This is a genomic window from Micromonospora sp. NPDC047620, from assembly GCF_043205005.1.
Classification (GTDB): Bacteria; Actinomycetota; Actinomycetes; order Mycobacteriales; family Micromonosporaceae; genus Micromonospora.
The window spans coordinates 1-13,775 of sequence record NZ_JBIDDG010000061.1; the positions used below are offsets into that span (position 1 = coordinate 1).

The 13,775-nt window shown below is 67.3% G+C and carries 12 protein-coding genes and 4 pseudogenes; 8 read left to right on the top strand and 8 right to left on the bottom strand.

Translation table 11 applies throughout. From position 1 onward, the window contains the following. Window positions 1–283: 283 nt before the first annotated feature. Window positions 284–478 carry a hypothetical protein gene (locus ACGF5C_RS33725; protein ID WP_393308306.1) on the top strand — a complete coding sequence of 65 codons (195 nt, stop codon included), beginning with the start codon at window positions 284–286 and terminating at the stop codon, window positions 476–478. A 48-nt stretch (window positions 479–526) separates the two neighbouring features. Here ACGF5C_RS33725 and ACGF5C_RS33730 read toward each other — a convergent pair whose 3' ends face one another. Continuing rightward, window positions 527–1,111, bottom strand: a complete 585-nt coding sequence (locus tag ACGF5C_RS33730) for a TetR family transcriptional regulator (protein WP_393308307.1) — start codon at window positions 1,109–1,111, stop codon at window positions 527–529. Window positions 1,112–1,176: 65 nt separating this feature from the next. On the opposite strand from ACGF5C_RS33730, the gene ACGF5C_RS33735 reads away from it, so the two are divergent. Both ACGF5C_RS33735 and ACGF5C_RS33740 read left to right on the top strand, forming a co-directional pair. Further along, window positions 1,177–2,055 (top strand): SDR family NAD(P)-dependent oxidoreductase, encoded by an 879-nt coding sequence (locus tag ACGF5C_RS33735; RefSeq protein ID WP_393308309.1) that lies wholly within the window; start codon window positions 1,177–1,179, stop codon window positions 2,053–2,055. 39 nt (window positions 2,056–2,094) lie between these two features. After that, window positions 2,095–2,790 (top strand): annotated as a pseudogene (locus ACGF5C_RS33740) (transposase); the annotation flags it as partial. Between the two features lie 69 nt (window positions 2,791–2,859). Here the strand turns inward: ACGF5C_RS33740 and ACGF5C_RS33745 are convergent. Both ACGF5C_RS33745 and ACGF5C_RS33750 read right to left on the bottom strand, forming a co-directional pair. Next, complete coding sequence (locus ACGF5C_RS33745) at window positions 2,860–3,237, bottom strand: nuclear transport factor 2 family protein (RefSeq protein WP_393308325.1); 378 nt, start codon at window positions 3,235–3,237, stop codon at window positions 2,860–2,862. A 443-nt stretch (window positions 3,238–3,680) separates the two neighbouring features. Then, window positions 3,681–4,784 carry a LysR family transcriptional regulator gene (locus ACGF5C_RS33750; RefSeq protein ID WP_393308311.1) on the bottom strand — a complete coding sequence of 368 codons (1,104 nt, stop codon included), beginning with the start codon at window positions 4,782–4,784 and terminating at the stop codon, window positions 3,681–3,683. On the opposite strand from ACGF5C_RS33750, the gene dnaE reads away from it, so the two are divergent. Both dnaE and ACGF5C_RS33760 read left to right on the top strand, forming a co-directional pair. Next, entirely contained in the window at window positions 4,758–8,297 is a 3,540-nt protein-coding gene (dnaE, locus tag ACGF5C_RS33755; protein WP_393308327.1) for a DNA polymerase III subunit alpha, read from the top strand. The two genes, ACGF5C_RS33750 and dnaE, sit on opposite strands and share 27 nt — an antisense overlap. Further along, window positions 8,294–8,614, top strand: coding sequence for a DUF6300 family protein (locus tag ACGF5C_RS33760; RefSeq protein ID WP_393308313.1), 321 nt, complete (start codon window positions 8,294–8,296; stop codon window positions 8,612–8,614). The genes dnaE and ACGF5C_RS33760 overlap by 4 nt, the downstream gene beginning before the upstream one ends. Window positions 8,615–8,842: 228 nt before the next feature. Here the strand turns inward: ACGF5C_RS33760 and ACGF5C_RS33765 are convergent, their stop codons facing one another. Both ACGF5C_RS33765 and ACGF5C_RS33770 read right to left on the bottom strand, forming a co-directional pair. Further along, on the bottom strand, window positions 8,843–9,337 hold the full coding sequence (locus ACGF5C_RS33765; protein ID WP_393308315.1) for a GNAT family N-acetyltransferase: 495 nt from the start codon (window positions 9,335–9,337) through the stop codon (window positions 8,843–8,845). Between the two features lie 222 nt (window positions 9,338–9,559). After that, the gene (locus tag ACGF5C_RS33770; RefSeq protein WP_393308317.1) at window positions 9,560–9,757 is read right to left on the bottom strand and encodes a hypothetical protein; all 198 of its coding nucleotides are present in this window, start codon (window positions 9,755–9,757) and stop codon (window positions 9,560–9,562) included. 189 nt (window positions 9,758–9,946) lie between these two features. Between ACGF5C_RS33770 and ACGF5C_RS33775 the strand changes: the two genes are divergently transcribed. From ACGF5C_RS33775 to ACGF5C_RS33785, 3 genes are read left to right on the top strand one after another with little or no spacing between them, the layout of a single operon-like run. Beyond that, window positions 9,947–10,519, top strand: a complete 573-nt coding sequence (locus ACGF5C_RS33775) for a DinB family protein (RefSeq protein WP_393308319.1) — start codon at window positions 9,947–9,949, stop codon at window positions 10,517–10,519. A 49-nt stretch (window positions 10,520–10,568) separates the two neighbouring features. Next, window positions 10,569–11,174: a Mu transposase C-terminal domain-containing protein gene (locus ACGF5C_RS33780; RefSeq protein WP_393308321.1), complete on the top strand. Its 606-nt coding sequence runs from the start codon at window positions 10,569–10,571 to the stop codon at window positions 11,172–11,174. A 16-nt stretch (window positions 11,175–11,190) separates the two neighbouring features. Further along, window positions 11,191–12,147 (top strand): AAA family ATPase, encoded by a 957-nt coding sequence (locus ACGF5C_RS33785; RefSeq protein WP_393308323.1) that lies wholly within the window; start codon window positions 11,191–11,193, stop codon window positions 12,145–12,147. A 74-nt stretch (window positions 12,148–12,221) separates the two neighbouring features. On the opposite strand, the pseudogene ACGF5C_RS33790 reads toward ACGF5C_RS33785, so the two are convergent. The 3 pseudogenes from ACGF5C_RS33790 to ACGF5C_RS33800 all read right to left on the bottom strand — a co-directional run. Next, window positions 12,222–12,377, bottom strand: a pseudogene (locus ACGF5C_RS33790) (IS1380 family transposase); the annotation flags it as partial. Between the two features lie 56 nt (window positions 12,378–12,433). Then, window positions 12,434–13,158, bottom strand: a pseudogene (locus ACGF5C_RS33795) (hypothetical protein); the annotation flags it as partial. 386 nt (window positions 13,159–13,544) lie between these two features. Beyond that, window positions 13,545–13,775 (bottom strand): annotated as a pseudogene (locus ACGF5C_RS33800) (integrase core domain-containing protein); the annotation flags it as partial.

Sequence of the window (13,775 nt, forward strand, 5' to 3'; positions counted from 1 at the left end):
GTCAACTCATCTACCGCGCCCGCACCCTCTACCGCTGGGACACACGCCCCACCACCCGCAGGCTCAGGTAACACCTATCGCCGGTCGCTCTAATCTACGTCGAATCCCATGTGGGCTACGGCCCGGTCCAGAAGGTCGGCGCTCCGCTTTCACACGGGGTTACCTCGTCGAGGACCAGACGCACTCATCTGCCGCGAAGTGCTCGTCACCGAGGGTGATGTCGGCGCCGGTCGCCGACGTCCGGACGTGCCGACGAGCGGATACTCGATCTTGACTGGTTCTGATGTCGTTCCGCCAGCGCGTCACGTCGCCGCGGCTGCTGGGACGCGTCAACGGCACCCTGCGCGTGATGTTCAGCGGCGCGCTTACCCTCGCCGCGGCGGCGGCATTTGTCGGCGATCTCTCCGGTCCACGACTGCCCCAGGGTCGCCTGCGCCGCGCTCGCGCTGGTGTGCGTGCCGACTGGGTTCCCCGATGAGCCGGGAGACCCTCGACGGATCATGAACCTCTCCCAACGACCCACGCGTCAACGGGCCGGCAGTGCCGGTCGTATGAGGGTAAAGGCGCGGTCCAGCAACGCTGCTCGGTCGGCGGTGCCGCCGGAGCGCAGCCATTCATGCGAGACGGTGTCCAGGGCAGCGGTGGCGGCGTTGGTCAGCAGGTCCGCGGTGAACGCGTCGAGTCCCGCGTCGGGCCGGTCGCGCAGCGCGTCGCTGACCTGCTGCCGCCAGTGCGCGCGTTTCTCGTGCAGGCGTGCGCGTAGTGACGGTGTCGACTCGATCAGGCGGAGGCTCGCCAGCGCCTGCTCGGACGCGTGGATCTGCTGCTGCCACCGGCACAACACCTGGTGCAGCGACTGCCACGGGTCCTCGTCGCCCGGACGGGCGCGGATGTCGTCGACGACCTGCTCGCCGGTGACGTCGACACCGCCGAAGACCGCGTCCTCCTTGGCCGGGAAGTAGCGAAAGAAGCTCCGCTTGGTCAGCCCAGCGGCTTGGGCAATCTCGTCGACGGTGGTCTGGTCGAAGCCCCGCTCGGCGAACAGCCGCAGCGCTACGTCAGCGAGCTCGGCCCGCACCGCCCGCCGCGTACGCTCCCGCAACCCAGTCATGCACCGAAGTCTACTTCACAACATCAGATGACGAATGCGTCACCTGGTGTCGTATAGTGGCCGCTATGACAGAACCATTGCGTGGCAAGACGGTCCTGGTGACCGGCAGCACCGGCGGAATCGGCAAGCAGACCGCCCGAGGGCTGGCCCGCCTCGGCGCCCGAGTCCTGGTGGTCGGACGCGACCCCGATCGAGCGCGGAACGCCGTCAAGGAACTGCGCCGCGACACCGGCAACGACCAGGTGGACTCGCTGACCGCGGACGTGACGCGCCAACGGGATCTGCACCACTTGGCCGACCAGGTGGAAGACCGTCACGGGACCCTCGACGTACTGATCAACAACGCGGGCGTGACCATGGCGCGGCGGAAACTGACCGAGGACGGCGTCGAGACCGCCTTCGCCGCGAACGTGCTCGCGCCGTATATCTTGATCCACCGGTTGCTGCCGGCATTGTCCCGCGTGACGCCGGCCCGGGTTATCAACATCACCGGCGGTGTCCCACGCGGCCGGATCGACCTGGACAACCTGCAAGGCGAGCGATCGTACGTCGGGCTGTCGTTCTACAACCAGACGAAGCTGGCGCTGATGGCGATGAGCTACACATTCGCCGAGCGCCTGCGCGGCAGCGGAGTAAATCTCAACGTGGCGTATCCCGGACACGCGTACACGTCGATGAATCAGGGCCTCACGATCGGCACGTACCCACCCGCAGCACGCCCGATCGTGCCGCTGCTACGGCTGCTGATGCCGGTCCTCTACAGACAACGCGCCCTGGTCAAGGCCTCCCGTTCCAGCATCTACCTGGCATCGAGCCCTCACGCCGCGGACCTACACAGCACCTACGTCAACAGCAAATGCCAGCGCACCCCATGGCCCACCGCGGTCCTCGACCAAAGGAACCGCGACGCCATCTGGACACTCTGCGAAAAGCTAGCCAGCTAACACGTGTGACGGCGTCGGCAAGACGAAACAGGCCATCGCCGCCGTCGTCAAAAAAGGCTCCAGCGCACCAAGACCTGGAAGGAGTCACCCGACCCTGATCGCGACGCCAAGCTCGACCGGATCGAGCAGGTGCTGAAACGCTTCCCGGACCGGGTCTTCGCCTTCGACGAGTTCGGGCCCCTGGGGATCCGGCCCACCGCAGGCTCCTGGTGGGCGAAGCAGGGCAAGCCAAACCGGCTGCCGGCGACCTACCGCCGCACCCACGGCGTCACCTACTTCCACGGCTGCTACTCCGTGGGCGACGACCGCCTGTGGGGCGTCAACCGCCGCCGCAAGGGCACCGCCAACACCCTGACCGCGCTCAAGTCGATCCGCGCCGCCCGACCAGACGGCGCCCCGATCTACATCATCCTGGACAACCTCTCCGCCCACACCGGCGCGGGCATCCGCCGCTGGACGAAGAAGAACAAGGTCGAGCTGTGCTTCACCCCGACCTACGCTTCCTGGGCCAACGCGATCGAGGTCCACTTCGGCCCGCTGCGGCAGTTCACCCTGGCCAACTCCCACCACCGCAGCCACCCCGCGCAAACCCAGGCACTGCACTGCTACCTGCGCTGGCGCAACACCAACGCCCGCCACCCCGACGTACTCGCCGCCCAACGCAAGGAACGCGCCCGCACCCGCAGCGAAAAGGGCATCCGCTGGGGCGGACGCCCCCTCAACACCGCAGCCTGACCAACCGAACAGCAGCCCCCGAACGCCGAAGGGGCAAGTTCAGGAGAAGGACAGCGACAGAAGGATGACTCAGGAGGCGAACGGCTCGATCTCCCCCGCGAAGACGATGACCTGGTCGATGAGGCTCCGTCGCAGATGGACGACATCCGTTCCCGCCAGGCGGGGGCCTCCATCAGGCGTGGTGAAGACCCACCGGTACCGGGCCCATTCGTCAGGCATGTCCACCGCTGAGCAGCGCACCATCGTGCCGGTCCCCGCCGGGTGGCGTCGGATGTCCAGCACGAACCGCTCGACCGCCCCGATTCCTTCGCTGCGACCCAACGGCCCCCAGAAGACCACGTCTGAGGTCAGGGCCTGGGAGAGCAGGGCAGTCACATAGCTGTCGTCCGAGGCGTTGAACGCGGAGATGAACGTGTCGATCGCGGAGCGTGCGGTCTCTTCCTGCATGCCCCAGTAATACCAGCCGTTTCGCGTGCGCTCGTCCAACGAGCCGCCTTCCGATCACGGTGAACCTTCCCGGTCACAGCACTAGACGTGATCCGCGCGTGGTGGTCATCGCGAAGCCTGCTGGCGATCCGCTGGCTGGTAGAACACGGTTTCGACCCGGCCGCGCCAGGCTGCGAGGTCGACGTGCTGAAATCCCGGATGTGAGGCCGCACGAGCCCGCCTGCCACGAGTGCCGTGCGCGATCTGCGTGTGTTGCGGTGCCGTCCGATCATGCGGATGAGAGTGAATCCCAACGCCTCGGCCCGGTCCAAGTGGTGGCCGTCGCCGCGGCGTTGCCGCCCCCATCAGCTTTGGGTTGCCAAGGCGATATTCGATGTCGCGCTGGCGTTCTTCGCTGTCGAACCGGCCTTGCATGTCTGGGCTGGTTGATGCGGCCGTAGTTCTCACGGCGAGGCATGCGGCATTGCCCATTTCGGTACCCAAGTCCCTGCGTCATCGTGCTGGCGCTGCATGGAGCGGATGTAGTTGCGGAGTGCGGCAAGTCCAGGGTGTGGATTGTTGCGGTGCCAGATCAGCGAGTGCGGGTAGACAGGCGTCGGTTCGCGGACTGGGATGCGCCGTAGGTCGTAGTGGGCTGGCCAGAGCAGGCGGGTCTGCTCACCGACGAGGCTGGCCAGGGTCGAGGAGTCCGCCAGCACGTCCAAGAGGTGGTCGGTGCCGAAGTTGGGGCCGACTCGCTCGATGGTGAGCCCGAACGTGGCAGCGAGATCGTCGTAGTAGGCAGCCCACTCGGTTCCGGGGACGATGCCGGGTATCCAGATTCGGTGTCCGGCGAGGTCGGCGGGCGTGACCGCGCGGGCGGCGGCGAGTTGGTGGGTCGGTCCGGTAAGCAGTTGGTGGGGATCGTCCAAGACTCGCGCTGCCGTGACGCCTTCCCGGAGTTGCTGTTCGGGTGCGGTGACAGCCCGGAATGAGGCGTCGATTGCTCCGGATCTGATGGCGGCGATAGCTGCGTCGACGTCGGAGTCCACGAGAGTCACGACATCGAGCTCGGTGTCAGGGTGCGCCCGGTGGAAGTCGCGCAGGAGCGCTGCGGGTCCGATCCGCGGATTGAGCACGTCGACGCGCAGCGCGCGGCGTCCGGGACGAACAGAGGCAACGGCACGTGCTTCTACTCGAAGAAGCTCGCGGGCGTGCGGAAGGAACGCCTGCCCGTCGACGGTGAGCTGGGCGCCTCGAGCAGTGCGGTTGAACAGCGCCACGCCGAGGTCCTTCTCCAGCATGGCGATGCGCTTGGAGACGGCCTGCTGGCTGATGCTCAGCCCGGCGGCGGCCTCGCTGAAGTACCGGTTTTCGGTGACCGCGACGAAGGCGCGGACCGCGCCGACATCAAGATCCGCAGCAACCTGGTCCACAACCACAGGTTGTGAGTTGTCGGTGTGTTGGCTGTTGGACAATCGCGCCTGCTCTCCGGTCGAATACTCGGGCGCAGCGAATCCTACAACCAGGGGGTGTGGTCGCTGGTGGGGTCCTTCGTGCATCTCCATGTGCACACGGAATACAGCATGCTCGACGGGGCCGCCAAGGTGGGTCTGCTGATGGAGGAGGTGTCCCGGCGGGGGATGCCGGCCGTGGCGATGAGTGACCACGGCAACGTGCACGGGGCGTACGAGTTCTATCAGACGGCCCGCAAGGCGGGGATCAAACCGATCATCGGCATCGAGGCATACGTCGCGCCCACCTCGCGGCATCATCGGCAGCCCGTGTACTACAGCGACAACCTCGCATTGCGCCGGTACAACGAAGAGACCGGCGAGGGCGGCGACGTGTCCGGGCGGGGCCTGTACACGCACATGACGATGTGGGCAGCCGACGCCCAGGGCTTGCGCAACCTGTTCCGCCTCCAGTCCCGGGCCTGGTTGGAAGGCCACGTCCAGAAGTACCCGCGCATGGACCACGACCTGCTCGCCGAGCACGGCCGGGGCATCATCGCCACCACCGGCTGCCCGTCCGGTGAGGTGCAGACCAGGCTGCGCCTCGGCCAGTACGACCAGGCCGTCAAGGCCGCCGCGCGGTACCGCGACATCTTCGGCAAGGACAACTACTTCCTGGAGTTGATGGACCACGGCCTCCCCATCGAGCGCCGGGTACGCGAAGAGCTGCTCAAGCTCGGCAAGCAACTCGACCTGCCGCCGCTGGCCACCAACGACTCGCACTACGTCATTGAAAGCCAGGCCCAGGCGCACGACGCGCTGCTGTGCGTCGGCACCGGCAAACGGCTCGCAGACGCCGACCGTTTCCGGTTCAGCGGCAGCGGCTACTACCTCAAGTCCGCCGAAGAGATGCGCGCGCTGTGGGACGACGAGGTACCCGGTGCCTGCGACAACACGCTGCTGATCGCCGAGCGAATCGGCGACTACGGAGAGGTGTTCGCCAGCCGGGACCTGACCCCTCGCTTTCCCGTCCCAGAGGGCGAGAGCGAGTCCAGCTGGCTGCGCAAGGAGACCCTGCAGGGGGCGCGCCGGCGTTACGGCGAGCACCCGCCGCGGGAGGTGCTGGACCGCATCGACTACGAGCTGTCGGTTATCGACGCCATGGGCTTTCCCGGCTACTTCCTGGTGGTCGCCGACATCTGCCGGTACGCCCGCGAGCACGGCATCGGCCTGGGCCCCGGCCGCGGCTCGGCCACCGGGTCGATCGTCGCCTACTGCACCGGAATCACCCAGCTCGACCCGATCGAACACAAGCTGATCTTCGAACGCTTCCTCAACCCCGAGCGTGTCACAATGCCCGACGTCGATCTCGACTTCGACGACCAGCGGCGCGACGAGATGATCGACTACGTCACCCGCAAGTACGGCGAGGACCGGGTCTGCCAGATCGTGACCTTCAATACCATCAAGGCGAAGGCCGCCGTCAAGGACGCGTCCCGGGTGCTAGGTCTGCCGTACGCCCTGGGGGACCGCATCACCAAGGCCTTTCCCGCGGCGGATGGCGGCAAGGAGATCCCGCTGGCCGCCATCCACGACACCGGGCATCCCCGCCACGGCGAGGCGGCCGAGCTGCGCCAGATGTACGAGCAGGACCCGGACGTCAAACGGGTGATCGACACCGCGGTTGGCCTGGAGGGCCTCACTCGGGGCACCGGCATCCACGCCGCCGGCGTGATCCTCTCCAGCCAGCCCCTGATCGACGTGATCCCGCTGGTCAAACCGAAGGCCAGCGGCCCGGTCATCACCGGCTTCCCCTTCACCCAAGCTGAAGACATGGGCCTGTTGAAGATGGACTTCCTCGGCCTGCGAAACCTCACCGTCATCGGCGACGCGATCGCTAACATCCGCGCCAACAAGGGCATCGACATCGACATCCTCGACGCCCCGCTGGACGACGCCGAGACCTACGAGCTGCTGGCGCGCGGTGACACGCTCGGGGTCTTCCAGTTGGACAGCGGCGGTATGCGGGTCCTGCTGAAGCTCATGCAGCCCACCACGTTCACGGACATCGCCGCGGTGAACGCGCTGTACCGGCCCGGCCCGATGGAAATGAACGCCCACACCAACTACGCCCTGCGCAAGACCGGCAAGCAGTCGGTCGAGCCGATCCACCCGGAACTCAAGGAGGTGCTCGAGCCCATCCTCGGTGACACCTACCACCTGGTCGTCTTCCAGGAGCAGGTCATGGCCATCGCGCAGCAGCTCGCCGGATACTCCCTGGGCGCCGCCGACCTGCTACGTCGCGCGATGGGCAAGAAGAAGAAGGAGGTCCTGGACGCCGAATGGGACCGCTTCTCGGCCGGGATGCGCACACGCGGCTATTCCGACGAGGCGATCAAAGCGGTCTGGGACGTGCTGGTCCCGTTCAGCGGCTACGGGTTCAACAAATCGCACACCGCGGGGTACGGCCTGGTCTCCTACTGGACCGCGTACCTCAAGGCCAACCACCCCCAGGAGTACCTCGCCGCGCTACTCACCTCGGTCCGCGACGACAAGGACAAGATGGCCGTCTACCTGTCGGACTGCCGACGGCTGGCTATCAACGTGCTGCCGCCCGACGTCAACGCCAGCCAGCTGGACTTCACTGCCGTGGGCTCCGACATCCGCTTCGGCCTGGGCGCCATACGCAACGTCGGAGCCGGCGTCGTGGACGCCATCGTCACCACTCGAGAGACCGAAGGCCCCTACACGGATTTCAACGACTTCCTCGCCAAGGTCCCAGCCATCGTCTGCAACAAGCGCGTCATCGAATCACTGGCCAAGGCCGGCGCGTTCGACGGCCTGGGGCACCACCGCAAAGCCCTGGTCGCCGTGCACGAGCAGGCCGTCGACGCGATCATCGAGGTCAAGCGCAACGAGGCCCACGGCCAAGACTCGCTGTTCGGCGAGCCGGGCCAGAGCGGCGCCTTCTCGATCGCGATCCCGCAGGGAGAGTGGGACAAGGCCGCCCTCCTCGCCTTCGAACGCGAGATGCTTGGCCTGTACGTCTCCAGCCACCCGCTCGACGGCGCCGAACACGTACTGGACGCCAACCGCGACACCACCATCGCCGACCTGCTCAGCACCGGGCGGCCGGACCGGGCGACCCGGGTCAGCGGCATCATCTCCGGCCTGCAACGCAAGGTCACCAAGCAGGGCAACCCGTGGGCGATCATCACCCTCGAAGACCACGACGCGGCAGTGGAGTGCCTGATCTTCCCCAAGACCTACACCCAGTACGGCGACGCACTGGCCCAGGACCGCGTCATCTCCGTCCGAGGCCGAATCAACGTACGCGACGAAACGACGAGCATCTACGGCGAAGAGGTCACCCTCCTCGACGTCTCCCAGGCGGACACCGAACCGCCCCTGGTTATCTCTATCCACGCAACCCGAGTAAACCCGCAGCTCATCCGAGAACTCAAACACATCCTGGCCGCCCATTCCGGCCGGACCCCCGTGCACCTACGCGTGCACGGCGCCAAAAGCATGCTGTTGAACCTCAAGCGCTTCCAGGTCACTCCAGGGCCGGCCTTCTACGGTGACATCAAGGCGCTGCTCGGCGCGGACGCGATCGGTCGTCCATGACCCACGACTGGCCGTGCCACCGATGTGGCACCGATAACGTCCTCGCCGTCCTGCACCTCCCCCACACCTGGACGAACACATCCGGAAACCAGGTCCCGGTCGTCAGCAAGTTCGTCCTCTGCGCACGCTGCGATGCAGACGATCCCCTCACTGGACCGATAGTCACACACTTCACCGTTCTGAGAACCGCGCAGCCGGAAGACGTGGCTCAGCTCGCACGGGATCTGCTCCGCTGGATCGGTCAGGCCCGACCGGCAATACCGGACGAGAATGCACTCAAGGCCGAGGTCGACGCCTGGTACCGCGGCGAGCTGTGACCAATCGCCTCGGTAGCGCCTTATGGATCCGTGTGTCGGGCGATCCCAACAACTGGCTAGCCGCGGAGTGCACTCTCATGCCGCTGATCGAGCTAAAGAGGTCAGCGAGGTGCGCCGGGCTTGTTTGCCGAGGTCCAGGAGAAGTAGCTGAGCCCGTCGGCTTGAGCAGGGCGAAGGTGCGTGGCTACGTGTGTGGTGGCGGCGCACCTTCGATCGGTGGTCGTCCCGTTAAGCGGTGAAACTCTTGGCCATGATGTGCTCCCGGCGCACGCCGTCGGGCATGAGGTCGCCGAGCTCACCCGCGTCACGGAAGCCATTCCGCTGGTAGAGCGCCCAGGCGTTCTTGTTGCCCTCCACCACGGCCAGGCGCAGCGTCACCGCAGCCACCTGCCGGGCCCACTGCTCGATCGCCCGCACGAGGCGGTCGCCCACGCCCCGTCCCCGCCCCACCGGCGCCACGTACATCGAGATCAGCTCGACGACGCCGTCCTGATCGGTTGGCACCCCGCTGGCCATCCCGACGGGCTGCCCGTCGAGCATCGCCACTACGTTGTACGAGCCGGGGATGGTCAGCCGACCACGCCAGCGTTCCTCACGGTCGCCATCGCCCTGCCAGTCCGCCAATTGGGAACCGAAGGCGTATGCCGCCTCTGCCAGCGCGGCGAGCCGCAGTTCCCGCCAGATCTTCCAATCGCCCTCGGCGAGGACACGGGTCTCGATCACACCGCGAAGGCTGCCGCAGGCATGGGGAGCAGGCAACCCGGTTTCCGCTGTGAGGGCGATCCGTAGGTCGCCCTCGTGACCCGCAAGTCTCAAACCGGCGAGACGACCGAACCGGAGACGTCCTCCGTCAAGACGTCGAGCGCGACGGCATTCACAGCCCGAAGAAATCGGGATTTTCGTCAAACATGGCGCGCCGCCTCATCGCGTTTACTGCCGTGAAGATCAGTGGCCGGTGTCCTGGTGGCGCGTGTTGCGAGCGCGGATGGCAGCCTCCAACCGTAGGCCAGTACCGACGAGGACGAGCAGCCCAGCGAGGATGAATGGACGGTCGCTGGCGGTCCCGAGGGTAAGCACGGCGACGAGGAGTCCAACCGTGATGGCAACGGTGCCGGCGTTTCGTAGCGTGATGGTGACCAACACGCCGCTGAGTGTGCCAGACACTTGTTCGTTCGCCGTCCGGCGACATCATCCGGATCTGCCGCAATCTGCTCGTCGCGGCTGTCCCGCGGCTGGTCCGGAGCGGAAAACTGCCGCCTTGTAGGTTGCTTCGGGGCCCTGACGGCCTCGTCGTAGGTTTGATCGGGTCGCCTGTCAATCTACTGTCGCACGGTGGATGTGGACTGGAACGCAGAACTGGTCGACCAACTTGAGTGGCACTGGCAGCATCAGCTTCGGCCACGGCTGGACGGGCTGACCGATGACGAGTACTTCTGGCAGCCGGTCCCGGGCTCCTGGACCCTCAGCCGGCGCGGCCAGAGTTCTGCGCCGACGTCGATCGGCGCGGGCGAATTCACCTTGGACTACGCCAGCTCGCCACACGACCGCGCGCCGGTCACCACGATCGCCTGGCGGCTGGCGCACCTCATTGACGTGTTCGGGCCACCGACCGCACCTCACTTCGATGGCTCCCTTACTGGCCACCGGGCCGTCGCCTACCCGGGCACCGCCGAGGCGGCACTGCGCCAGCTCGACGACGGGCACGATGCGTGGATCCGCGATGTCCGCCACCTCGGCGCAGCCGGATTAGCTCATCCGCAAGGCGCCATCGCACCGCCGGAGTACGCGGGTGCGCCGATGGCGAAGCTCATCCTGCACGTACACCGCGAGGTCATTCACCACGGCGCCGAGATATCCCTGCTGCGGGACCTCTATCTCTGGAAAGCCAGCCGAGGTCACCTCTGAGTTCCGGTAGTCGTTCCGATTAGCGGTTCTTCTTCACGATCAACCAGATGTGCTTGCCCGCTCTGCCCGGCTACGCCCGCGCGGCACCACCGATCGGGCCGGGCAGGCGACGCTCAGCCTCGCCGAGCTCGACGCGGCGATCGGGCGGTTCATCGTCGCCGAGTACAACCAGCAGCCGCACGGCGAGACCGGCCAGCCGCCGCAGGCCCGCTGGGACGCCGCCGGGTTCCTACCGCACCTGCCAGCCAGCCTGGAACAGCTCGACCTGCTGCTGCTCACCGTCGTCAAGCCGCGCAAAATACACCCCGACGGCATCCACCTGTTCGGCCTGCGCTACCTCGACACCGTGCTCGGCGAGTACGTCGGCGAGCCGGTGACCATCCGCTACGACCCGCGAGACATCGCCGAGATTCGCGTGTTTCACGACGACAGGTTCCTGTGTCGGGCGATCTGCCCCGAGTTGGCCGCACGGACCATCGGCATCAAGGAGATCTCCGCCGCGCGCAACGCCCGCCGGCGTGGCCTGACCCATGGGCTGACCCAGCGGGCCAGCGTCGTCGACCGGCTCCTCGCGGTACACCAGCCACCCGAACCCGCACCGGCCGTGCCGGACTCCGAGCCGGCCAGGCCCGCCGCGCCGGCGCTGAAGCTCTAACCGAGAGGAGTGAGCAATGGCCGTACCCGCCGCCGACGCCGAGGAAACCCCGCAGCGGTGGGCCGTCAAGGAAGCAGCCATCGCCTGCCTGGACGTCGCACCGGCCGTCGACGACAAGCCTGTGGTAGAGGCGCCGTTCGTGGTCACCAAGGAGTATCGGCGCTTCGCCGAGTTCGCCGACGCGGTACGCCGCGACCGCTACATCGGGCTGTGTTACGGCCCGCCCGGGGTCGGCAAAACCCTGTCCGCGCCGGTACGCCCGCTGGGACCTCATCGAGCACGCCGTGCAGACCTTCCGGTTCTTCGAGGCCGACCGCATCCGGCCGGCGACGGCGCGCGCGATGGACCAGTTCGCCACGTTCCGCGAGAGCTGCGCGAGATCCTCGACACCCGCAGCGCCGTCTACACCCCAAAGGTCCACAACGGCCCTGGCCGGCTGGAGAAGGAACTGGCGTTCATCCAGGACCGGCTGTCCTGGGCGATCGAGACGCTCGCCCACCCCGAGCACGACCCGCCGGCCCTGTCAGGCAACCATGGCCGCTACGCCGAACTGCTCATCGTCGACGAGGCCGACCGGCTCAAGACCCCCACCCTGGAACAACTGCGCGACCGTCACGACCGCACCGGTGTCGGGCTGATCCTCATCGGCATGCCGGGCATCGAAAAGCGCCTGGCCCGCTACCCGCAGCTCTACAGCCGCGTCGGGTTCGTGCACCACTTCCGGGTGCTCTCAGCCGAGGAACAGGCGTTCGTGCTGGCACGCCACTGGCCCGAACTCGGCCTACATCATCCAGACGACTTCACCACCGCCGAGGCCCTCGCCACGATCATCCGCATCACCAACGGCAACTTCCGGCTCACCGCCCGCCTCATCGCCCAGATCAAGCGGGTCCTCGACATCAACCAACTCTCCACGGTGACCAAGGAAGTCGTCCAGGCGGCCCGGGAATCCCTGGTCATCGGCGTGCTGTGACCATCAGCTACGCCCGATCGTCCCGGCGAGGACACCGCAGCCACCTGCGCTGAACTGACCGCTGGCGGCCGCGGCCCGGCCAGCAGTCCGGCGGCGCGGGTGAGGTTGTGGGCGATACCGGCGCAGGCCAGCCAGGCACCCTTGGCGGCGAAGCGTCCCGAGGGCAGGTGGGCCAGGGGTCCGTCGATGAGGTCGGCGTTGACCTGCTCGATCACGGCATGCCCGCGGTGTCCGCCCGCAGCGACACGCCCCAACCCCCCACCATGAGGGGCAACGGTATCGGCGGTCAGAGTGAACCGGCGGCGGTGCCGGACCTTCGTATCAGCAGGGCGCACCCCAGCGCCGAAGTGACCGCCTGCGCGAGCAGCCAGTGCCAGCCGAGCGCCTCGGGCGCCTGCAGCATCACCAGGCCGGCCGAGACCGGCAGGGTCAGGACGGCGAGGACGTCGATGCCGTTGAGGAGCCACAGCAGCATGCCGGCCGGGAACGCCCCGAGCGGCGTGTCGATCAGGATGGTGCCGATCGAGGCGGCGCTTGCCTTTGCCCGCTGGAAGGCGCCCACCGCGACGGCCGGCCGGCCAGTAAACCGAGCGCCCACCACGGTCCGGTGAGCGAGCCGGCGGCCTGCAGCACGGCCAGGGTGACGGCGAGCCACACGCCGGCGACGACGGCGGGGACCGCGAGCCGCTGAGCGGTCACCTGGCGGCCCGTGGCGTCGAGCAGCCGCAGCATCGCCGGGTTCGAGGCATCGCTGTGGGTGGACTCTGCGGTGAGGCCAGCGGCGGCCAGCGCGCCGATCAGGACCACGCCGAGGAGGAGCCAGGCGGGGCCGTCGGCGAGGTAGACCGGGACGGCGGCCGCGCCCACCGGCCACCAGAGCCGCGCGGCCTTGCGGCGCAGGATGATCAGATCCTGGGCGATGAGCGGCGGGACCCGGCGGGCGGGCAGCAGGCGCGTCGTCCGTACGCGGGTGCGGCTGCGCCAGAAGCGGCGGGCGCTCATTTCGGCTAGAAGCGGGACACCGAGCGGCTCGCCCCCGCTGGATGGTGCTCAAGGGATGGCCGGCACTTTCGTGATCGACCAGTTCGAAGACCTGTTCACTCTGACGACCGAGGACGACCGAGCGCATTTTTCCAACTGCGGCCGGTTCCCTGTCCGGTCAACCGGCACTGCATTGCCTGGCGGCGATGCAGCCCGAGTTCCTCTCTGCCGCGTCTCAGTCACAGCCTCTCCTCTTCACCCGCCCGCCCTGTGGCGGTCGGGCCGCTTGAGCCACGGCACATACGAGAGGCCATCGTCCGACCGACCGATCGCCCGGTTGGCAGCACAAGCACGCTGCGGCTACGACCCGGGTTCCGACACCTGGACCGTGCTGCCCAACTCCAACAGGACCCGCTGCTGTACTGCCCAGGGAGGTTGGTCAACCTGGTGATAGGTGGCCGGCCGCTGGTGGCGGTGTGGGGTCGGTGGTGATTGTAGTGATGCAGCCAGGCGGGTAGAGCTGCTCGGCGGGCGTGCTCTGAGCTGTAGAAGCGTCGTATCGCCCAGCCATCGGTCATGGTGCGGTGGAAGCGTTCGACCTTGCCGTTGGTTTGGGGGCGGTAAGGGCGGGTTTTCTTCGGGCGGAT